The sequence below is a fragment of the Paraglaciecola marina genome (assembly GCF_004360155.1).
GTDB lineage: Bacteria > Pseudomonadota > Gammaproteobacteria > Enterobacterales > Alteromonadaceae > Paraglaciecola > Paraglaciecola marina.
This window is the reverse complement of the sequence record NZ_ML178722.1, coordinates 57,313-79,158: the sequence shown is the minus strand read 5'-3', so window position 1 is coordinate 79,158 and position 21,846 is coordinate 57,313. Positions and strand designations below refer to the sequence as shown.

General features: G+C 37.8%; 19 protein-coding genes. All 19 read left to right on the top strand.

Annotated elements, in window-relative coordinates; all coding sequences use genetic code 11:
- Positions 1 to 2: 2 nt before the first annotated feature.
- The 19 genes from EOK74_RS03640 to EOK74_RS03550 all read left to right on the top strand — a co-directional run bounded on the left by EOK74_RS03640 (position 3) and on the right by EOK74_RS03550 (position 21,668).
- A complete protein-coding gene (locus EOK74_RS03640) occupies positions 3 to 782 on the top strand; it encodes a glycosyltransferase family 2 protein (protein WP_133468559.1) in 780 nt (259 codons plus the stop codon).
- 20 nt (positions 783 to 802) lie between these two features.
- Entirely contained in the window at positions 803 to 2,233 is a 1,431-nt protein-coding gene (locus EOK74_RS03635) for a class I adenylate-forming enzyme family protein (RefSeq protein WP_133468558.1), read from the top strand.
- A gap of 42 nt (positions 2,234 to 2,275) precedes the next feature.
- A complete protein-coding gene (locus tag EOK74_RS03630) occupies positions 2,276 to 2,863 on the top strand; it encodes a chorismate--pyruvate lyase family protein (RefSeq protein WP_133468557.1) in 588 nt (195 codons plus the stop codon).
- 11 nt (positions 2,864 to 2,874) lie between these two features.
- Positions 2,875 to 3,123 carry an acyl carrier protein gene (locus tag EOK74_RS03625; protein ID WP_205964496.1) on the top strand — a complete coding sequence of 83 codons (249 nt, stop codon included), beginning with the start codon at positions 2,875 to 2,877 and terminating at the stop codon, positions 3,121 to 3,123.
- Positions 3,116 to 3,697, top strand: a complete 582-nt coding sequence (locus EOK74_RS03620) for a serine O-acetyltransferase (protein WP_133468556.1) — start codon at positions 3,116 to 3,118, stop codon at positions 3,695 to 3,697. Before EOK74_RS03625 ends, EOK74_RS03620 begins: the two co-directional genes overlap by 8 nt.
- A 49-nt stretch (positions 3,698 to 3,746) precedes the next feature.
- On the top strand, positions 3,747 to 4,295 hold the full coding sequence (locus EOK74_RS03615; RefSeq protein WP_133468555.1) for an LbetaH domain-containing protein: 549 nt from the start codon (positions 3,747 to 3,749) through the stop codon (positions 4,293 to 4,295).
- The gene (locus EOK74_RS03610) at positions 4,296 to 5,144 is read left to right on the top strand and encodes a sulfotransferase domain-containing protein (protein WP_133468554.1); all 849 of its coding nucleotides are present in this window, start codon (positions 4,296 to 4,298) and stop codon (positions 5,142 to 5,144) included.
- Positions 5,132 to 5,809, top strand: a complete 678-nt coding sequence (locus tag EOK74_RS03605) for a hypothetical protein (protein ID WP_133468553.1) — start codon at positions 5,132 to 5,134, stop codon at positions 5,807 to 5,809. The genes EOK74_RS03610 and EOK74_RS03605 overlap by 13 nt, the downstream gene beginning before the upstream one ends.
- Positions 5,802 to 7,196 (top strand): glycosyltransferase family 4 protein, encoded by a 1,395-nt coding sequence (locus EOK74_RS03600; protein WP_205964494.1) that lies wholly within the window; start codon positions 5,802 to 5,804, stop codon positions 7,194 to 7,196. Before EOK74_RS03605 ends, EOK74_RS03600 begins: the two co-directional genes overlap by 8 nt.
- Positions 7,186 to 7,788 carry a serine O-acetyltransferase gene (locus EOK74_RS03595; protein ID WP_133468552.1) on the top strand — a complete coding sequence of 201 codons (603 nt, stop codon included), beginning with the start codon at positions 7,186 to 7,188 and terminating at the stop codon, positions 7,786 to 7,788. Before EOK74_RS03600 ends, EOK74_RS03595 begins: the two co-directional genes overlap by 11 nt.
- Positions 7,789 to 7,813: 25 nt before the next feature.
- Positions 7,814 to 8,533 carry a sugar phosphate nucleotidyltransferase gene (locus tag EOK74_RS03590; protein ID WP_133468551.1) on the top strand — a complete coding sequence of 240 codons (720 nt, stop codon included), beginning with the start codon at positions 7,814 to 7,816 and terminating at the stop codon, positions 8,531 to 8,533.
- Between the two features lie 65 nt (positions 8,534 to 8,598).
- Positions 8,599 to 9,660: a beta-galactosidase gene (locus tag EOK74_RS03585; RefSeq protein ID WP_133468550.1), complete on the top strand. Its 1,062-nt coding sequence runs from the start codon at positions 8,599 to 8,601 to the stop codon at positions 9,658 to 9,660.
- A gap of 4 nt (positions 9,661 to 9,664) precedes the next feature.
- Positions 9,665 to 10,273, top strand: coding sequence for a metal-dependent hydrolase (locus tag EOK74_RS03580; protein ID WP_133468549.1), 609 nt, complete (start codon positions 9,665 to 9,667; stop codon positions 10,271 to 10,273).
- 13 nt (positions 10,274 to 10,286) lie between these two features.
- Positions 10,287 to 11,447: an efflux RND transporter periplasmic adaptor subunit gene (locus EOK74_RS03575; protein ID WP_133468548.1), complete on the top strand. Its 1,161-nt coding sequence runs from the start codon at positions 10,287 to 10,289 to the stop codon at positions 11,445 to 11,447.
- Positions 11,437 to 12,789: a TolC family protein gene (locus tag EOK74_RS03570; protein ID WP_166638707.1), complete on the top strand. Its 1,353-nt coding sequence runs from the start codon at positions 11,437 to 11,439 to the stop codon at positions 12,787 to 12,789. The genes EOK74_RS03575 and EOK74_RS03570 overlap by 11 nt, the downstream gene beginning before the upstream one ends.
- A 5-nt stretch (positions 12,790 to 12,794) precedes the next feature.
- Positions 12,795 to 14,288: a flippase gene (locus EOK74_RS03565; protein ID WP_133468546.1), complete on the top strand. Its 1,494-nt coding sequence runs from the start codon at positions 12,795 to 12,797 to the stop codon at positions 14,286 to 14,288.
- Positions 14,289 to 15,611 carry a tetratricopeptide repeat protein gene (locus EOK74_RS03560; RefSeq protein ID WP_133468545.1) on the top strand — a complete coding sequence of 441 codons (1,323 nt, stop codon included), beginning with the start codon at positions 14,289 to 14,291 and terminating at the stop codon, positions 15,609 to 15,611.
- Positions 15,612 to 15,624: 13 nt separating this feature from the next.
- Positions 15,625 to 18,615, top strand: a complete 2,991-nt coding sequence (locus tag EOK74_RS03555; protein WP_133468544.1) for a glycosyltransferase family 39 protein — start codon at positions 15,625 to 15,627, stop codon at positions 18,613 to 18,615.
- Positions 18,603 to 21,668 carry a thrombospondin type 3 repeat-containing protein gene (locus tag EOK74_RS03550; protein ID WP_133468543.1) on the top strand — a complete coding sequence of 1,022 codons (3,066 nt, stop codon included), beginning with the start codon at positions 18,603 to 18,605 and terminating at the stop codon, positions 21,666 to 21,668. Before EOK74_RS03555 ends, EOK74_RS03550 begins: the two co-directional genes overlap by 13 nt.
- Positions 21,669 to 21,846: the final 178 nt, after the last annotated feature.

The following is a 21,846-nucleotide window of genomic DNA, read 5'->3' as shown; positions in this document are numbered from 1 at the left end:
AAATGAGTACTAACTCCTCCTCAGCTAGCCTCAGTTACGAGCCGATAGAAGCTGAAGTTCAAGATACAGCAGAAGTATTTAAACTGCCTAAAAAATTAACAAGCGTGTCCATTATTTTCCCTGCATATAACGAGCAGGAAAATATTGAAAACAGTATTAATAATGCTTTAACGGCGTTCGAAAAATATTTCGACATAATTACTGTTATTCCAGTAAATGATGGCGGTGCAGACAATACTGGTAAGATCATTGACGAAATGGCCGCTAAAGATGAGCGTGTTAAACCTGTTCACCATGAGGTGAATCAAGGGTATGGCACTGCACTTAGAAGTGGTTTCAAAGCCGCAAAGCATGACTATATCTTTTTCTCAGATTCTGACGGTCAGTTTGACCTTGAAGAAATATCTAAGCTTTTACTTTACATAGATAGTTATGACATGGTGTTAGGCTACAGAGAAAAAAGAGCTGATCCTTTTCATCGCAAAGCGAATGCTTGGGCTTGGGGTTCTCTTGTGAGAATGTTGTTTAAGATAAACGTAAAAGATATCGATTGTGCATTTAAATTATTTCGTCGCAGTGTGTTTAATGAAATTAAGTTAGAATCTGGTGGCGCTATGGTGAATACAGAATTATTAGCCTTAGCTAGGAAGCGCGGATTTACAATGAAGAATGTTCCAGTAAGTCATTTCTCCCGTGAATTAGGTGAGCAAACAGGGGCGAACCCTCTTGTAATAGTCAAAGCGTTCACAGAACTCTTTAAGTTGTACGCCAAAATTTCATAGTTATTGACGGTGAATTTATAATGCTTTATCAGCAGTTTTTGAATCAAGTGGAGCAGTGCCCCGCGGCCATAGCCGTTTGCGTCGGTGAAGAGCAAGTCACTTATCAAGAGTTATCAGACCGCATAGATACTCTTTCAAATTTCATGGCGCAAAATGGTATCTGTCAGGGCGTTGTGGTTGCTATTTCATTTCCTAATAGCATTGAGTTTGTGGTTGCAAGTTTTGCTACGTTTAAATTGGGAGCAGTTTTACTTCCTCTCAATGTTAACTACACAGATGAAGAGATAGAGAGCTACCTAAAACAAGCTAGTGCTAAATATTTGCTAGGCAATGATGAACAAACAAATAGAATTTCTAAGTTAAATACAGAGTTAAAGTGTATTTCATTAGAAGGAGATTTATCTTCCAGTGTTCATTTGGATAATCGAGATATCTTTGTCAACAAAGCTCTAATTATGTTTTCTTCAGGATCTACGGGTGGCTCAAAGCAAATTATTCGCAGTTATCAGAATTTAGTCTCAGAATGGGTTATTGCACGAGATACAATAGAAATCACTTCATCTGACGTTTTTTTATGTTCTGTACCCCTTCATCACTCCCATGGTTTTGGAAATTGCTTGATTGCTGCTCTTCTAAATGGAGCTAAATTAGTTATTACTATAGGAGAGTTTAATCCTAGGAATGTAGTTAAAACTCTAGCTAAGCACAAAGTAAGTATTTACCCATCTGCTACTTTTATGCTTAAGATGTTGTCGAGAATTAGGATGAGAGAAGAGCCTGATTTGACTAGTTTGCGTTTAATCTATTCAGCAGGGGCCCAACTTGAATTGGAGGTTATAGAGGATTTTCAAAAGACTTTTTCAAAAACTCCTTATCAACTATATGGTTCAACGGAAACGGGTGCTATTGCCATTAATTTGGGAGGTGGCAAGTTAAATTCTGTTGGGAAACCTATGGTTAATACTGAGGTTGACGTTATTAGCGAGAATGGTGAAACCTTACCTGTAAATGAGACCGGTGAAATCGTGGTTTCAAGCCCTTCTGCAACGACTTTCTATGAAGGTAAACCAGAGCAATCTTCGAAAACTTTTAAAGATGGATGTTATTTCACTGGGGACTTAGGCTATTTAGATGAAAGTGGTTTTTTATTTATCACTGGTAGAAAAAAAGCCATGATCAATGTTGCTGGTTTAAAAGTAGATCCTGAAGAAGTAGAGATAGTATTAAATAGAATGCCACAAATTCAAGAGGTGGTTGTGTTAGGTAAGCCTGATGGAGATTATGGAGAGTTAGTTAAGGCGGTTATAGTCGCTGAATCTGCAGTAACTGAAACACAGATTATTGAGTATGCAAAGCAATATTTGGCTGAATATAAGTGGCCAAAAAATATAGAGTTTAGAAGTGAAATTCCAAAAAGTCCTTTAGGAAAAATACTTCGAAAGTATTTGTAAAGGTAGGACGGTTAGCAAACCAGCTCAAATAGGAAGGTATTTATGTTAAAAGAGCATTTTAGAAGTCGGGGTTTTATTGAAGGCGGCATTGTTCGCAACATCAATGAAGATGCAATGGATATGGAGGCTCTTCCGCCTTTTTTGAGAACATTGCTAGTTACCGATGGTACGGTTACAAAAAGCCTAGAAGCTTTCTTCTGGGAAAGTATTAAAGTTGAGAAGCGTTGGCAAGAAGAGTTTATTCTCACAATGGATTTGCCTTTTATTCAAGCTAAGGTCGATGACCTTACTTTGAAAAGAGAAGTCATTTTGCGAGGAGTGTCAACTAATGATATCTACGCTTATGCAACGTCTTATCTACGCACCGAACTATTAGATGAAAACATCAAAGCTCAAATGATAGAAGGTAAAATTGGTATTGGTGAATTATTACGAGAAATCGGCCTAGAAACCTACCGAGAAATTGTTGATTTTGGGCGCGAGGTTTTTCAGGCATATAATAGATTAGATGGCGAACCTGAATACGTTGAAACCATTTATCGAACATACATCATCCACATTGGCGGTAAGCCGGCAATGCAAATCACTGAACGTTTCCCTATTCGTTTATTTCAAAATAAAGCTAAGTAGCAGGTCTCCATATGAGTAACAAATCTGAAATCATGTCGTCTTTGAAGGAATGTTTAACTAAGGTCGTAAAGAAAGACTTTAGTGAATTCAGTAGTGACGATTCATTACATTTAGATTCCATAAACAGAATATCCTTAATTGTTGAATTAGAGTGGGTATATGACGTAGAGATTGATTCTGCTTCATTAGAGCCTGAAGTGTTTGACACGCTAGGATCTCTAGCTTCATATATTGAGAAACTGGTGGACGAACGTGTTTGATTTAATTGCAGGTGACCTTAAATTTAAACAAGACTGGTTTTTAAGTCAAAAGAGCTGGTTTGTTAAAAACATAAGAATTTTTTTAGAGCCGGGCACAATAGCTACTGTGGTGTTTCGATACGGTAATTGGACTCGGTCATTCAAGTTTACGCCTCTTCGCTTTTTACTGCGTATTCCCTATATTTTAGGAAAAATGGTTGTCGTACTTGGGTTTGGTATTTATATCCCTTCAAAAGCTAAAATTGGCAAAGGTTTTACTATTCACAATTTTTCAGGAATTTTTATCAGTGAAGGTGAAATGGGTGAAAATGTAATAGTTTTTCAAGGGGTTACAATAGGTCATCTTAGAGGACAACCGCATCCACCAAAAATAGGAAGTAATGTTTTGATTGCCGCAGGTGCCAAAGTTCTTGGGAGTGTCACCATTGGTAATAACGTTGTTATAGGTGCTAATTCTGTGGTCATAAATGATATTCCAGATAATTGCACTGTTATGGGGAATCCAGCTCGAGTCATATCAAAAGAAACTAACTGGATGTCAGAAAAAATTGCAGGTAAAGACGACAACTATTAAAGCTCAGGCAATCCTAATACTAATAAATAACCTAAGTTGAAATATTAATATGTTTAGTAACATAAAAGCAGATTTAAAAAAACGCATAGAATTTGAAGGGGGGTCCACATCCTTTATTGCATATGTCGCTACTTGGTTCACCCGTAGTTGGTTGGCAACAATAGTGTATCGATTTGGACGTTATGCCGGTGACGTTAAGTTCGCTCCTTTGAGTTTGATTTTAAAAGTGATTTATTATCCCGTTTTTTTTGTCACACAAGGAATAACAGGTATTAGTATTCAAGCCCACTGCCGAATTGGGGCTGGATTTGTTGTTAATGGTGGTGGCGGTATTTTTATTTTGGCCGAGTCAATTGGTACTAACTTTGTCGCCTGTTCAGGTATTACTGTTGGAAATGTTAGGGGGAGTAAGAACCTTCCAATTATTGGAAATGACGTTTTTATAGAGCCTGGTGCCAAAATATTAGGTGAAGTCAAAATTGGTGATAATGTAATTGTCAGAGGTAATAGTTTAGTACTTACCGATATCCCAGAAAATACAATGGCTGTAGGTAATCCCGCTCGTATAAAAAGAAAACCAGTAGAAGAGGGAAGTTAGATGTCTAAGGAAGAGTTTTGCGTGGATTTTATCGGTATTGGGTCTGGTAAATGTGGGTCTACTTGGGTTTATGAAAATATAGTCCAACATCCAGAAGTTTTTTCAGGTAATCCAAAAGAAATACATTATTTTAGCGACCTATATGAGTCTCAAAATTTTGAATGGTATCGCTCATTATTTTCAGGTGCTGAAGACAAACTCAAAGGTGAGTTTTCAATTAGCTATATGTACCACCCAGATGCCGCTCAGCGTATCTACGAGCGTTTTCCTGATGCCAAAATTATCGCTATGGTGCGAGATCCAGTAGAAAGAACCTATTCTGACTTTCAGCATTTTATTCGCAAAGGTGATGTCCCTAAGGATTATCCATTTGCTGAGTTTATAAAGGATACTGATAAATTAAAATTTGGTTATTACACTGCCTATTTAGAACCCTTCTACCAATTATTCCCGAAAGAAAATATCTTAGTTTTAGTCTTAGAAGAAATGCAGCACGACCTTGCTGGGTGTTACCGAGAAATCTTTGAATTTATCGGAGTTAAAGACAGTAGTTTTTTACCTGAAGGCGTAGAAAATAAACGTAATCAGGGTATGAATTATCGATTTTTGAAATTAGAAAGTATCTTGGTTAGAAGTTACCGGTTTATGGCCCGCAGAGGCTTAACTGGTTTTGCTGAAAGACTAAAACGTTCGGGTGTCGCGCAATTTATTCGGCGTTTGAATGCTAAGTCTGCACCGCTTCCTGATATGGACAATGATAGTCGTCAAAAGTTAAATCAATTTTTTGCAGAAGAACAAAATAAATTAGTAGAAATGTTAGGTAGGGAAAACCAGATATGGACTCGCTAAATATGAGTGGTATTAAATCAGTTTTAAATAAAACTCCAACATTACGCAGATTATTAATTCCGGGGCCTTCTGTGGCTTTGTGTTCAATGGGGGGAGTAGGATCAACTGCTTTAGCTCGGCATATAGGTTCTATCGCAGATAAAACTATAAGGGAGCATGCTTATTCTCCCTCTGTTTATCACAATGAAAATCAAATAAAGCTCGGGTATGTTTTTGGTAATCCTTACAACAGTGTTCTATCTGTGTTTAGGCGTGGTTATCAGGACATGCATTGTAAAGCTATGAATGCAAACAGTGGTGATAAACCCGTGAGTTTAAAAGGTGTGGAATTAATTGATTATCTAAACGCAGGGGTTGATCAGTTTGGTTTAGATAGGCAGTTAAGTAATTGGCTCAATCCAGGCCTAGCTAAACATCCAACTATTTTAATTAAATATGAAGAGTTGGCAGATAACATCGACGAAGTATTAGACTTTTTTGATTGTGAAAAGCCCTTTGATGTTAAAACTAGAACGTCTTCATGGAAATCTCAACCGGCACCCATAGTTAATGGTTTAGAAAGCCTTTATGGTGATTTTTATCAAAAGGTGCAAGACATGCCTGCGATAACTATTTTAAATGCTAAAGAAGAAGTTCTGCAATCAGTTAAGTCTAATCATGAGTGAGTCAACATTGAAACATAAAGTAGTAATGGTTGCAGCATGCCCTTTCCCTGCTAATCACGGATCTCCGGCCTCAATTCGAGAAATGTCAGAAGCATTGGTAGACCTTGGTCATGAAGTGCATATTTTGACTTATCCTATCAAGGAAGATATTCCGGTTAATGGTCCGAAAATTCATAGAGTATGGTTTCCTTTTCTCAATAAAAAGAAAGTCACAGTAGGGCCCGCGTTAGAGAAATTTGTTTACGATCCTTTAATGGTTTTGAAACTTATTTGGTTAATTTGGAAATATAAGATTGACGTTATTCATGCTCACAATTACGAAGGAGCCTTAATTGGCTGGTTTGCTAAAGTCGTAACTAGACGTCCTATGTTATATAACGCTGTTAATAATATGGTTGATGAATTAGTGACCTACGATTTTATATGGTCTAAGAAGTTTGCCTTGCGTTTAGCTAGGCTCCTCGATAAAACTATTCCATTTACTGGGGATTTTGTCACTTCAGTATCCGACTCCTTAAAAACCTATTTAGTGGATATTGGAGTTAAAGAAGATAAAGTGCAGGTTTTACCTGCGGGTGTAAATGCCAAAATGTTCGCCCCACAAGAGATTTTGGCCGTAAGAGAGAAATACGGATATACCGCAGAAGACAAAATTGTCATTTATACCGGTAGCCTTGATGCGTTTCAGCGCATAGATTATTTGTTACAAGCCACGAGTTTGATTAAAGATCAAGTCCCAAATTTAAAGCTGATTTTAGCTGCAAATATTGCTAACCAGAAAGACTTAGATTCTATTAGGCAACAAATTACTGACTTAGGGATTGAGGAAATCACATCAATAGTAGAAGGCTTAGAGTTGTCTAAATTGCCTGATTATCTAGCCATGTCAGATGTAGCAACGTTACCACGTACAGATTGCCCCGGTCATCCAGTTAAAATTCTTAATTATATGTGTGGCAGTATTGCAATTGCTGGTTTTACTGGTGCTGCTAAGGGGCTTCATCATATGAAAAACGCTTATCTTGTTGATGATCATAATGTCGCACAGTTTGGTGAAGGGATTGAGTTTTTACTAAAGAATCCAGAGATTGCTAATCAAATTGCAACGAGTGCTAGACAAACGCTAGGTAATTTATATGAGTGGACAGTGCTTGCAAAAGGTATCGCTATTATTTATGAAATGTTGAGAACAAAAGATTTTGATACTAAAAGAGCTGAGTTAAAACAGTATATAAAAGATAGTTATCAACCAAAGTTTTGGGATAAGCGTGACTCAAATAGTGACCAAGTGCCTGCTGATATTATTGAGAAAAGAAAAGGTGATAGACGTCAACAAACCTCAAAAATTAAATTTATTGAGCGCAGGAAAGTGATCGATGCCGAATAGTAGTGAGTCCTTGTCAGTACCTAAGCATGGTATAGCTGCATTAAAAGTGGATTTACGCCGCAAGCGCCAGCATTACACTAGGGTAAATAACTTCGTTAATAAATATATAAAAATGACCTTACAATGGGGCTCTCTTGCCGTTATGGCATTTAGATTACAGCAGCAATGTCGTTTAATTGAAGTGCCCATTGTAGGGTGGTTTTTGGGCGTTTTAGTGGCAATACCTATTGCTATTTTGAGGCTACTAACTGACGTTTACATTAATCCAAAAGCGAATATAGGAACCGGTTTGGTTTTGCATAATTTTGCCGGAATAGAGATAGATCCTGAATTTGCAGGAAAGAACTTAACTGTAAATCAAAATGTCTGTATTGGCCTAGATTATGAAATGACAGGCCGTCCGACTTTAGGAAATAATGTCTTTGTGGGGGCTGGCGCTAAAATATTAGGGCCTGTATCAATAGGTGATAACGTAGTCATAGCTGCTAATTCATTAGTGGTTGATTCTATTCCTGACTGTTGTTCTGTGGTTGGCTGCCCTGCGCAGATTGTATCGCGCGGCGTCACTAGCGATTATTTAAGTTTCGATTGATACAGATATAGGCACAGGAGCCCTTATGAAAACACTAATATTAGCAGGTGGATTAGGAACAAGATTGAGATCTGTTTTGAATGATGTGCCCAAGCCTCTAGCGCCAGTTCAAGATATTCCATACTTAGCTTATGTTTTAAACGCTCTTTATTCACAGGGGCTGCGAGAAGTCATTTTATCAGTGGGTTATAAAGCCGAGCAGTTTCTAGAGTTTGTAGCGATACAAGAAAAGAACCTTCCAGACTTGTCAATCATTTTGGTGACTGAGTCTCAACCTCTTGGTACAGGTGGCGCAATCAAACATTGTTATGACCAGTATCCTGATGAAAGTTATTTAGTGTTTAATGGAGACAGTTATTGTGATTTTTGCTTAGAAACAATGCTTGCGAATAATCCGACAGACATTGCCACTATGGTTGTGGCAAATGTTCCTGACATTAGTCGTTACGGTGAAGTTTCACTTTTTGAAAATGGCAAAGTAAAGGCTTTCCATGAGAAAAAAGGTCTAGCTCAAGAAGGTTGGATTAATGCAGGAATTTATTATTTTTCAACAGATGTTTTTAAAAATATTCCAGTAGGAGAGTCATTTTCATTTGAGCATAAAATAATTCCACAATTGCTAAATGCTGGTCTGGATACACTCAAAGCACGAGGCAATTTTATTGATATTGGAATACCTGATGATTATCAAGCCATGTGTGATAAGCCTGATAAATATTTCGCTTTAACACCCGTTTGGGAATAGTAGCAAACTAAATTCGATTCGGTTTGTTATACGAGGTTTATAGATATTTACACTAGGAGGGAGTAATGAAGTATTTACTTATTTTTGTCTTTACTATGCTGCTGTCTTGTAGTGGAACAGCCAAGAATACAATATCTGAAAATAGAGTAAGTAATAAAAGTGCTCAAATAGCAGCAGAACCAATTGGTATTTTCGTGGGGTCAGGTCCAACTGTAAGCGACAAAGTTTTATCTTTAGAACATGTCACTGGTAACCTTATTCGAGTGGGGTGGAATGAAGTAGAGCCTAGTCCTGGAAAGTATGATTTTACTAAGCTTGATGTTCTTATTGCTCAAGCTGAAAGATTAAATAAAAAGGTTACGTTAAGTATTCTTAATGGGCCAAGAGCTCCTCAATGGTTGTATACAAAAGGGGCCAAAGCTTTTAAATATGAATTCAAGAATCGGCATTCTGAGCGAGGTAACAGACAAGAGATGATACCTTTACCATGGGATTCGGTTTATCTAAAATATTGGCGGCAATTAATTGTTGAACTTGGTCAAAAGTACCAAGCTAACAACACTATATCTTTGATACATATAACGCACTCATCTAAAAACGGTTTTGAGATGCATTTACCAGAAGAGCGTATCGCTGGAAGACCTGAAACTCCTCAAAACGGCCCTTGGAAAGATATGGGTTATCAAGAAACACAGTATATTGACAGTTTAAAGTCAATTGTTGATACCTACATGACTGCTTTTCCAAACCATTTCCTAGATTTAGAAATCCATCCAGTACTAGGTTCATTAAAACCAGCCACTGATGTATTTAACTTTGCTTTTGATAAATATGGCTCACGGTTTGGCTTGTTCTCGGCCTGGTGGAGTGGCAAAAAACAAAGGTGGAATACTGCTATGTACGGTATTTTGTCTGATGCTTGTGATAAAAGCTTTTGCACTGTGCAAATTATTGGTAATCAAACCAGACAGCCAAGCAGACTCTTTGAGGGTGACTTAATTAAGACAATGGAACAGGCTCAGAGCCTAGGTGTCAATTATTTTGAGGTCTGGGATATTGATTTACGAAACGAAAGTTTGCGACCTAGATTGAGTAAGTTTAACACTAGATATCAGGGCGGTAATTAGCTTTATGGCAAGTACTTTAGGGCATGCATTATCAGGTGTAGATTGCTTATTAATTGGTAGGCTGGTGTGCCCTAATTTAATAGGAAAAATAAGTGTAGGCAGTATCATTTTTATTGCATTTTTAGCTAATGTTCCTGATTTAGATCTACTTGTTGGTCCAATGTTGGGGAAACACCATCACTTTTTGCATGGGCAAATGACGCACTCTATAAGCTTCTCTGTGCTGTGGGGAGGCGCCATGTGGTTAGGTGCAAAAATGATAGGGGCGGGGAGCATAAAGTGCAAAACCGCATTTATTTTTGGCTTTGTTGGAATATTAAGTCATGTAGTTGTTGATTGGTTTACTGGGCCAAATCCTGGAGTTCATCCAAGTTTTGGCACTATGATAATGTGGCCTTTTTCTTGGGAGCGGATCCACGCACCATTTACGTTATTTTTAGGGCCACATCACGGATCTTTAGAAGAATTTTTGTCACTTCATAATTTATGGGTGATGGTACGAGAGTTTCTTATTTTTGGTGGTGTTGCTGGGTTATTAATCGCATATTCGGCAAGCTTAAGAGAAGAAATAATAATAATGTGGCGAGATTTGCTCAAAAAATATTTGAAGTAACAACGAGGGTTATATGTCTGATTCAAAGGGAAATAAAAGTAAAAAATCTGAAAAGTTAATATCTGGATTTTTGTTAATACTACTTTTGCTTACGTTAATCGTGATGGGGTTCTGGGCGGTTAATATTGTTTCATCTCATCTTAAGTCAAACAGTGCAAGCTTTGCTCGAGATAATAATTCGCCTATTCCGGTAAAAACTGTGGCTGTTGAAAATAAACCCGTTTCAGCTAGCTTAGTGACTCAGGCAATGTTAGTGGAAAATCAAGAGTTAGAAATCTTTCCCACTTCTAATTCTCTTGTGAAAGCTGTGCATGTTCAGGTAGGAGACTTGGTAAAAAAAGGCGATCCTCTTGTTACTTTTCACTCTGAATTGCTAAAAGCGAAAGTAGAATTAGAAAAATCGATGACTGATATCAGTAAAGAAGAATATGACGATGCAGTTCGAAATTTTGATAAAGTTAAAGGTTTATTTGAAAAAAACTTAGTGGGTCAAGATGAGTTAACTAAAGCCACACTAAATGAAAAGTTAGCAAACTCTAAACTTATTAATAGCCAATACAATCTTACCGCGGCTGAATTTGAATATTCACAAGTTGAAATTAAAGCACCGGTAGGCGGGGTAGTGACTTCGGTTTCAGCCTTTGAAAATACCCTTGTACAGATGAGTACTTCTTTAGTTAATCTCAGTGTAACTAACCCTATTTATGTTGAAGCTAAAGTGGCGCAACGTTATTTTAGCGATCTGTCGTTGGGGCAGATGGTTACCTTAAATTTAGATGCTTTTCCTGATAAAACCTATAACGCAGAAATTTTACGTTTGGGTTACGAAGTAGACCAAGTAAGTGACACAGTATCAGTTTATGCCAAACTTGATAATCCACTCCTTAAACTGAGGCCTGGTATGGGCGGAATTGCCAATATAGAGCTAAATGCTTCAGAAACACAAGGCTTGCGTATCCCTGCTATTTCTTTACTTGGAAGTAATGGTAGAAATGCATTTGTGTTTGTAGTTGATAACAATAATGTAGCCCGTTTAAAGGAAGTAAGCATTGTGGGGTATGAACAAGGTTTTGTTGGTATCAAGTCAGGCTTAGAAGCCGGTGATAATGTTGTGGTTGTGGGCCAACAGGCTTTGATAGATGGAGATACAGTGGAGAGTAAAGATGAAACTTAAACTACTTGCATTGCTTTGTCTAACACACTCCTTTTCGGTAGCCTCACAGTCATTAGCTGTGGGGAATTTCGAAAACTTGATGGCACATGTATGTGTAGATCCGAACATAGCTGCTGCAGCAAAAATGCAAGTGAGTGTGGCAAAAGATAGGTTAAATATCAGTGAATATGATGCTTGGATGCCAGACGTCACACTTGGAGTTGATGTCTATTCTGCTAAAGGACAACCCACTAGTTTCTTTGCTGTTCAAGACGGTGAAGTGCAGGACCCAGCAGAACCTAACTTCTACCAAAAAGGCAAAGCCTGGCAAGGTAAAGTGGACTTTAGCTGGGGTTTATATAATGAAGGAAAGTGGGTAGGTCAAAATGGGTTAACCCACTCAGAAGCTTTTTCAGGATACGAAATTGCACAATCTCAATTGTCTAGCGCTCGCAGAGAGGCGATTGAATTGATAGGTCAGTATTATTTTAATGTTTTGGTCTATAGTGCGCAACTTGAGGTACTTCGCCCTCTAGTCGAGAAACGTAAGGCACAACTTGAGAGTTTTGAAGCTAAAGTTGCCGCGGGTGTTAATACTAAGGATGACTATTTTACAGCAAAATCAGCCTATGCCAGTTTACAAGAACGCTTGGTTCAAGCATCCAGACAACTCGACGTAAATTTGAATTTTTTACAATTAATGACCACTAAAAGCCTAGACGTTTTAAGTAGTAAAAATGAGCGTAGCTTGAGTGAGTTAGCGTCTATAGTTGACCGTGAATTAGCCCTTGGTGATATTAATAAACTTGTCCAAAGTCACCCTGATGTAAGTTTATTAACAGCAAAGCTTGAGTTAGAAAATCAAAAACTAACTGCACAAAAAGGTAAATTAAAACCTAATCTTAATTTATATGTAAAGCTTCGTACGGCTGATAACTTTGATAATGGTTTAAGGAAAGATTATGGAGAAGTGGGACTAACTTTAGAGTATCCACTTGGTGAGGTAGTCAGTAACTATGGTGAGTCACAAGCTCTACAAAAATCAATCACAGCTTTGAGTATCGAGTTAACCTATCTCAAGAAAGTTAAAATGTTACAGGCCGCAAATATAGCCGGTGATCTTGAAAGTGCTAAAGGTAATATTACGGTTGCTAGTATTGATTTAGAGCAAAAGGTACACGCCTTACAAAGTAAAACCGAACAGGTGGAGTCTGGAGTGTTAGGGCTAGATGAGCTTGTTAAATCAGAAGATGACAAAATAAACTCTCAAATAAGCTTATTGAATGCCTATAACCAAGCTTGGATGAAATACATACAGTCTGTTATTTTTACAGATTCCGCCTGCCAGATGGTAAGTAGGTAAATTAAATGAGTAATAAAAGGGTTGTTCAAAATATCTTACTGGTATTTTCCAGTGAAGGTATTGGAGGGATCCTCAGCTTTGTTATTGTCTTATTATCGGCTCGCCTGTTAGGTGTAGATAGTTTTGGGGTGTTTTCATACATCTTAGCCATCACTAGTGTTTGTCAGTTGGTTGCAGATTTTGGTTTAACCAACTTAATCGTTAGAGAAATAGCAAAAGATAAAAGTAAGTCAGAATACATAATGAGTAATGTCTTGTCTTTGGCTTGGATTTTGTCTTTGTTAATTTTGGCTGTTGTGGTGACGGTTTCTTATGTCACTTTAGAAAGCCAGGATGAAATATTAGCAGCTTGTTTGATGGGTTTAGCTGTGTTGGCTACGTATCACTCTGTGGTTTATTCTTCAGTTTGTAGAGCCTACGAGAGAATGGGTTACAATGCCTTTAGCTTTGTGGTTCATAAAGTTATTTTGCTGGGCTTTATTCTATTTTTCACCTCTTCATTTTCGCCTGTTGAGTCTCAATTATTAGGTATCGCTATTGCCTACTTAATTGCAAACCTGTGTCAATATCTATTCTTTTTTGTAGTGGTTACTCGTCATTTTATAACCTTTAGTTTTGGGCGAGATGTTAAGTTTTGTATTCAACTTCTACGTGATGCTGTGCCAATTGGCGCATCAATGGTTATTAGAAGGCTTACTCTGCAGGTGGACATCTTAATACTAACTTTTATTGCGCTACCAAGTGCTGTAGGGGTATTTAGTGCCGCGTATAAAGTTGTGCAAGTAGTGGATATGATCCCATTTGCTATTTGCCTACCTTTATTTCCTGCTTTGTCTAGGTTAGCCAGTACAGACCTAAAGCAATTAAATACGTTCTTTGCTAACTCACTCACAGGTTTTTTGATTGTATCAATTCCCATTTCTGGTTTGCTAATTCTCTCAGCTGAAAACCTAGTGATGATGTTTTACGGTGATGAATATAGTAACGCTGGTCCTGTGCTAAAAGTTCTAGCATTTAGCATTGTTGGTTTGTTTGTAAATATGCTGCTCAGCTATTTGTTTATTTCACTTAATAAACAACGTTTTTATTTATATTCAGCAGCCGCTTGCTTAGGTATTAATGCGATTGTAGATTTTACCTTAATTCCGTTTTGGGGAGAATTAGGGGCTGCGTGGGGAACCATAGCAGGCGAGTTAAGTTATTTTGCTTTATGTGTATTTTTTCTTAAACAGGTCAATATTCAATATGCATGGGTTAAACATACTTGGAGGCCAATTCTTCTTGCTGTAATGGATGTTTGGCTTTGTAGTTTTATTTTAGAAGAAGGAATAAAGAGCCAAATATTAGTATCAATCTTATATGTGGCATTTTATATCCTTGGGTTATTTGTATTAAGGGTATTAACCCTTGCACAGGTAAAGCAAGTTGTCGGTTCAATTTTGGCTAAACAAGTACAGAAAGATAAACAACAAAAAAGTACAGAGTCGGGGCTAAATTAAGTGAGATTTTTTAATCAAAAAATAATTTTTCTACCAGGTCAATTTCTAGAAAATTTCCCAATGTTAATTGTGGCTTGTTTGCTGATTTTTATGGGATTAACTGGGACATGGATTAGTTTTCCTTTATCAGGAGAATTGAGCTTAAAGGAACTTAATGCCAGTGATATTTATAGCCAAACTAAATGGTTATTATTAGCTCTATTAGGTTTGTACTGTGTTACGACTGTGGCCAAATATAGCCAAGTGCGAGTGTTGGTTTCCTTGGGAGTTTTGTGTTTTATCTTGTACCTCGCCTTGCACTATAGCTTTTTTAATGGCGAAAATATTGCTCAATACACCCAGGAAAGTAAAGCCTTTAGAGATATCCAACATGTTCTTGCTTTAAATGAGACACCTAACGCCGGTCGCTCAGTTGAAACGGCCTTAGCCTTTGATGCTTTTAAGTTTATTGATCGTATTGGAGTGACTTTTGGGGTCTTAGGATGGGGAGCTAAACTTGCACTTATCTGTTCTTTTTTGTTGTTTTTGTTTGCTGTTGTACGCTCAAATAAAGTCATTTATTCATCTCTAATAAGTGCCACTGTATTAGTGCTGTTTTTTGTGGGAAGTGGTATCGGTGATGTTTCATTAGCTTATTTAAAAGTCAATCAAGGCGTGCGGGACTTTACTCAAGGTACTAAGGCGGAAGCGATGACACAACTTAATGAAGCTGCCTTACTTGATCCTGTGCTGAATTACTCTAATGGTTTTCCTTTGTTAACATCTTATGCTTATTTTACTACCTACGGGCCTGAAGACAGGAATGCCTATGCATATAGAATTAATCAGGAGTTTGTCGCTGGTGAGTTTTCATCGGTTTTTGCGCTTAACTCTTATATTAAAAACTTTACAGGCAAATCGGCAACTAATACAGAATCTAATGATTTAGGTTTACCTCAGAAATTAGCAATAGAGCGTATTGAAAAGCGTTTGGTTTCAAATGCGTATAATCGAGTTGGGCTGTTATATTTATGGCATCAAGAATGGGCACAAGCAGAACAGCATTTTTTGATGGCGTCAAGATTGACGAATTCTTTGGTAGCCCAAATAGCCTTGCTTAGTATCTACAATGCAACCAAACAGTATGAATCTTGTAATATTTTGTCTGACCAAATCTTAGGGAAAATTCATAATCGTTCTATGTCTGCTGATATTTGGACCACAAAGGGTGAGTGTTTGAGCGCAAGTGGCTATCCATCTGAAGCAAGAAATGCGTTTCAACATTCCATTAAATTAGATGGCGATAAGAATTATCGAGCAGTTAAGGGGCTTAGTGGTACATGAATGGATGTAAATTATGAAAAGCAATATATTTTGGAAGCTATTGTTCCTCGTTTTATTCGGACTGGTCATAGTCGCTTTTAGCTATATCAAATCTGCCGATGAAGCAAACTCAAGGTTTACACTTTCGTGGGGGCATAGCCAATGGATAACCACCCAAGAACCTAGTCCAGTAGGTTATTTTCGTGCTTCATTTGAGTTAGATAGCAAAGCAACCCGAGCACAATTACAAATCGCAACTACAGATGAATTTTCTTTGTACGTTAATGGGTTCCTAGTGGATGAGAAAGTACAAAAATCGATGTTAGCGACGGGAATATTTGATGTCAGTACCTTGTTGAATGTTGGGGAAAATATCATAGCGGTTAAGGTTAAACGTAGCACCTATCCAGCCATCGTTGGCTTAAGATATGAGTTAACAGCTTTAGATGAAATGGGTAGAAAATCTACTTATTTTTCTACACAGAAAGATAAAGCAAGCCATTTACTACCGCAGCAGACCAGTAACCTTTATTGGTATTCAAATGGGTTAGATGACGCTGAGTGGCTAAAGACTAAACATTGGCAAGGTTCAGATGATGTATCAATGATAGGTTTTGACCCAAACTTATTAATGGCTATTGAAGTACCAGAAACCCTCTTAGTAAGCAGTCCACAAAGTTGGAGAGTGTCTACTCAAACTGAGTTCCAATATGAGGCTGCGGAGAATGCCCAAGTTTGGTTTGCCATTGCGAGTGATTCTCCCTATGAAGTATCTGTAAATGGAATTAGTTTGGGGATCTTCCCTGTTAATGACAGAAAATTAAACTTGAAGTCTATTCAAGCTAAGTTAGCCGATGGAAGTAATCTCCTGAGGATTGATTTTTTAAATAGTGGAAATTCTGTTCATGTTGCTGGTGGAATCATTATTGATTCAGTCAAAGGTACAGATACTATCTATTTAGATAAAAGCTGGTTGTTTAGCGAAGTTACTGGCAGCACTATAGATGTGTTTACTGAGTTACACAAAGCAGACCTAAAAAGTAATGTTAAGGTGGCTAGGTCTAGCCTTAGCCCTGATTATTTCTTTGTAGTTGATGAATCATTTGTGGCGCCAAAACTAATTCAAAAAGCCCCATGGTTATTTGTATTGAAGTTTGTCGCTGTAGCTTTGTTTCTTTCTTTGATTTTTAAAGCTCTTGGGCTTTCGATAAAAGAGCAATTAGACGCCACAGTTCTAGCCAATTTAGTTGCCTTGTTATGTCTGTTATGTGCTTGGTTTATGGCACAAGACGTCCGCTTTGATGCCCGGCAGATATTTTCTGATGGTGCATTTGATCTGGTGTTAGTTATTTGGGCTTTGCTTGTGTCAATTTCAATGACGGATCAATGGAGAGTTAAGGGGCAAAACCACTCAGTTACACTAACTACTGCAGTTACACAGTCTTTAAATTTAAATCCTCTTATTTATTGGTTGTTGGTTACCTCCGCTATCGTATTAACTTTTGTGATGCGATTTGAAGGGTTAGATTTAAGAGCATTAACAGTTGATGAAGCTACAATCGCAGGCTTTGCTAGAGGTGTGATTGAAAGAGGGTATCCCTATTTGATGGTGGGAGGTATGGAAGTAGAGCTCGCTACTTATGAGCTAGTTCCTTATTTTCTTGCCGCTTCAATAAAGGTGTTTGGTTATGGTGACTTTGCACTGCGTTTCCCTGCGTTAATGTTTAGTACTTTGACTTGCGGCGCTATAATATACTGTGGTTCTATGTGGTTTGGGCGTTTGTCTGGCTTAATTGCAGGTTTACTATTTGCTGTTTCTCCTTGGGCTATTTATTGGGGACAGAATTGTTTTCATCCGGCACAAACTCAGTTTTTTAACCTAATTGCGCTTATTGTGTTTTACCGCTTATTAAAGAGTGATCAAATATCAATAAAGCTCGCGGTTCTTTCCGCATGTATGTTTGCTCTCAGTTATTTAAGTTGGGAAGGTGCTGGCTTAGTTCTGCCAATAATGGCTATTGTTGCTATTATTATTCGCTGGCGTCAGTGGCAGTGGTTTATGCAGATGAATCTTTGGATTGCAGCCCTGCTAATTCTATTCGTCATTGCATTCCAAGGCATTAGGCGTATGTTACTTCAGTCACCTTTTGTTATGGTTGGTTTTGGTAAAAGTGACTTAGCGACTCCAAAGCTTACCTTCACGGATTCTTCATACGAACCTTGGTATTATTTACAAAACTTCTTTTTTACTGAATCACATTTTGCCCTTAGTTTGTTTTTTATTATTGGCTTTATTCTTATTTTTTACGACAAAAAATTAAGCTTTGTGGTGCTGTTTGTGTTGATGGCCTACCTATCTTTGACTAACTTATTGGGTTATTACAACGCTCATTATTTCTATTTTGTATTACCCGCATTCTTAATCGCTGTGGCGGCTATTTTTGTGAAATTATTGATGTTAATTCAAGCCTATACTTCGGCTAAGGGATTAACCTCGTGGCGTATACAAGGCGCTGTGGTTGGCATGTTAATGGCCTTTGTATTGTTTATACCCACTAGTTCTGGTGTGTTACATATGTATCGCTTAATGGCAGGTAGTATTGATGGCCTAAGAGTGGACTATAGAGAAAATTTATCGGGTATGGATGGGCGAGAGGTATCTAGTGCACTGCGCAAATATAAGCGTGAAGGCGACCTAGTGTTGACCTCTATTCCTTTGGTTACCGAACATTACATTGAAGAAAAGGGTGACTACTTTGTGCAAACTATTACAGATAGGAAGGTAGTTTACGATACCGTTAAAAAATCTCCCTATTATGTAGACAAATTTGTAGGTAACCCAGTGTTACGAAGTAAACAGGAATTACAAGATGTACTGCAGCACAACGATAGAGTCTTCTTTGTTGCCGCGCCTGTTAATGGGCTCACTCGTATAATTGATGAAGAAACTTTAGATTACATTAATCAAAATATGCGAGTGTTAGAAGAAAGTTATGATAGTAGGTTGTATATATGGGAACGCTAAGTTTTATTGATTTACCTAACATTAGATTTTATTTGAGGTTAAAGCTTTACCTTGTTAATTCTTTAAAATCTTTATTTGCTCTGGTATTCCTCACTTTTCTTTTATTTGCCTGTGGAGAAGGAAATTCTTACCTAGATACTGAAGAAAATAGGTGCTCAGCCACAGTCAATCCCAATGCTGGTGACATGGACAGTGATGGTATTATTAATCAATGTGATCTAGATAATGATAATGATCTTGTAGACGACGAGTTTGATAACTGCCCTCTAGTTGTTAATAGTGACCAATTAGACTCAAATAGTGATGGCTTAGGAGATGCCTGTGATACAGATAATGACGGCATTGAGAGTTTATTGGATAACTGCCCATTACTTGAAAACGAGGACCAACTTGATAGCAATGGGGATGGGGTAGGAGACGCCTGTGATGCCGATAGCGATGGCATCAGTATCGATTCAGATAATTGCCCGGCTATTGCTAATACAGATCAACTCGACACTAACGGTGATGGCGTTGGGGATGTATGTGATACTGATAATGATGGTATCTCAAGTACCGAAGATAACTGCCCACTTTTAACCAATGCAGATCAACTTGATAGTAATGGCGATGGCGTAGGTGATGCCTGTGATTTTGATGATGACGGCATCAGTATTGATATTGATAACTGCCCATTAATTCCAAATGCAGATCAGATCGATAGTAACCAAGATGGTATCGGTGACGCCTGCGACTTAGATGATGATGGTATTGGTTTTAGTGTCGATAATTGCCCTCTTGTCGCCAATGAAGATCAATTAGATTCTAATAATGACAATGTAGGTGACGCCTGTGACCAAGATGGCGATTCAATAGCCGATAATCAAGATAATTGCACCATTATTCCAAATGTTGATCAAGCAGATGAAAATGAAAACGGTATAGGGGACCTTTGTGATGTGGGGGAAGGTGCTAATAAGTTTGGTTTTTTTGAACCCTTAAACCTTTCAGACAACCCTGGATTAACCTTTAGACCAAGTATTGCATTTGATGAACGAGGTTATATACATGTGGTTTGGGATGACAACACTGGTATTGAAGGTGCCTTGGAGGTTTATTATAGTGCAGTGAAGGTGCAAGGCCTTGAAGCCAGTGAGCCTGTTAAGCTATCGAATACCGAGTCAAATATTATTGGTCTTGCACAAAGGCCACAGATAGCAATAGCGCCAGATGGTGATGTACATGTTATATGGCAAGATACTAAGTCAAATTTCTCGGATATTTATCACTTATCCTTAACCTTCAATGAAGAGTTAGAAACATTTGAAATTGTGCCTTCTAATGACCCAACTGAGATCAACCCAGAAAAGAATATTTCTAATTCCGAAGAATCAAGTGTAGAGCCGACTATTGCCATTGATGAAGAAGGTAATATCTTTGTTGCTTGGTCTTCTAATAGTGAAGTGTCAGTTATTCGCTCATTGGATGGTGGTAATACATTTTCTCCACTCGATGAACAAGTAACTTTTCCTATATCTGTGATTGTAGAGCCGTCATTGTTCGCCAATGGTAGTGGCGATGTTAAATTAGTTTGGACTGAAAAAGATAAGCTTCAATTTACCCAATCTAATGATCTTGCTGAGAGTTTTGGATCAATTAGTACTTTGAATACCTCTGAGTTTTCCATGCAACGTGCTGATATAGAGGTGTTTGGGGAAAATGTCTACATATCATGGGATGAAGAGTTAGAGGCTGGCGGAAACCCTGAGTTATTCTTTTTAGCATCAAATGATGGTGGTGCCACATTTAATGAAAAAGTGAACATTTCTGATAATAGTGGTACGTCTATCTATGGCTCTTTAAAGGTAGGACCAACGGGGGATATTTTTATATCTTGGTCTGATACGACTACGGGGAATTATGAAACAGAATTTAGCTTTTCAGATGATGGCGGTTTAACTTTTTCTGAATCGCTGGTTATCTCACCTAGTGACAATGGTTCATTAGTGGTGAGTATGGATGTTGATAGTAACAATAATGTTGCCGTAGCTTGGGATGACAACCGCTTTGACTCATTTGATATTTTAATGTCCTATGGCGCAATTGATCTTCCAGTCATTAGTGATCTATCTGATATCCCTGATTTTTACGACCCTAACTCGGAAGCACCTATTGTTATTAGTGCTGCTTTATCTGATTTAATGTATTGGCAGGTACTTATAACAAATGATGTAGGTAAAGTGCTTCAAAATTCGAGTGCTATTGCAAACAGTGTGAACCTAATATGGGATGGCTCTGATACCGAGGGTAATATAGTTGAGCCAGATACCTATACTTATTCTATATCTGCTGAAAATGGGGACGGTGTAAACGCGGTAAGTCGCTTTGGAAGCATATTAATCAATGATGCAGATTCTGCCGACCGAGATCCTAGAATAGAATCTTTAATTTCTGACAGGGAGGCATTTTCACCCAATTTTGATGGTCGAACCGATACTGCCATTATTAATGCTACGTTTAATCAAACATTAGATTGGAATATGGAAGTTAAAGATCAAGAAGGAACCGTATTAACAAGTGCTTCGGGTACTGGTCCTTCTGGTTATTTAGAATGGGATGGCCTTCAGGAAAATGGAGAGCCAATGCCTGAAGAAATATATACTATTACTGCCTCTATCGTTAATGACAAAGGACAAACGGATGAAGCAAGTACTGATATCGTTATAGATTTAACCCCGGTTGTGGTTGAAAATCTAACTATTACTCCGGTTTATTTAACGGATGGTACGCCTGGTAATATTTCATTTTACATTACCGAAAGTGCTGTTGTTACCATCTATATATTTGATGAGTCAGGATTTACGACTATTAATGAATTAGTACGAACCCAATTAGGCGGGGGTATTGATGGTGTAGCAGGGGCTCAAGAAGTCTCTTATGACTGGAATGGCGAGTCTGGTAACGGCATTATGCAGCCTCCTGGTAAGTATTCATTAAGAATATGGGTGCGAGACTTTGGCGCTAACTTACCGGTTGAGTATCCATTTATTCGAGAAATTGAAATCATAGAATAACGTTCAATTTTGGGTTTCAGGTTTCTGCTGTACGACCAAGATTAAACAGAGTTTTAAGTTCTTACATCCATTGATATGTACAATTTTAAATGTATCAATGGATCTTTAATATTCCCCTTACTTTTTTATGTGAATTTGCCATTATTAAGTTAATGGCTTTTGGTTATTTTAAGAGATG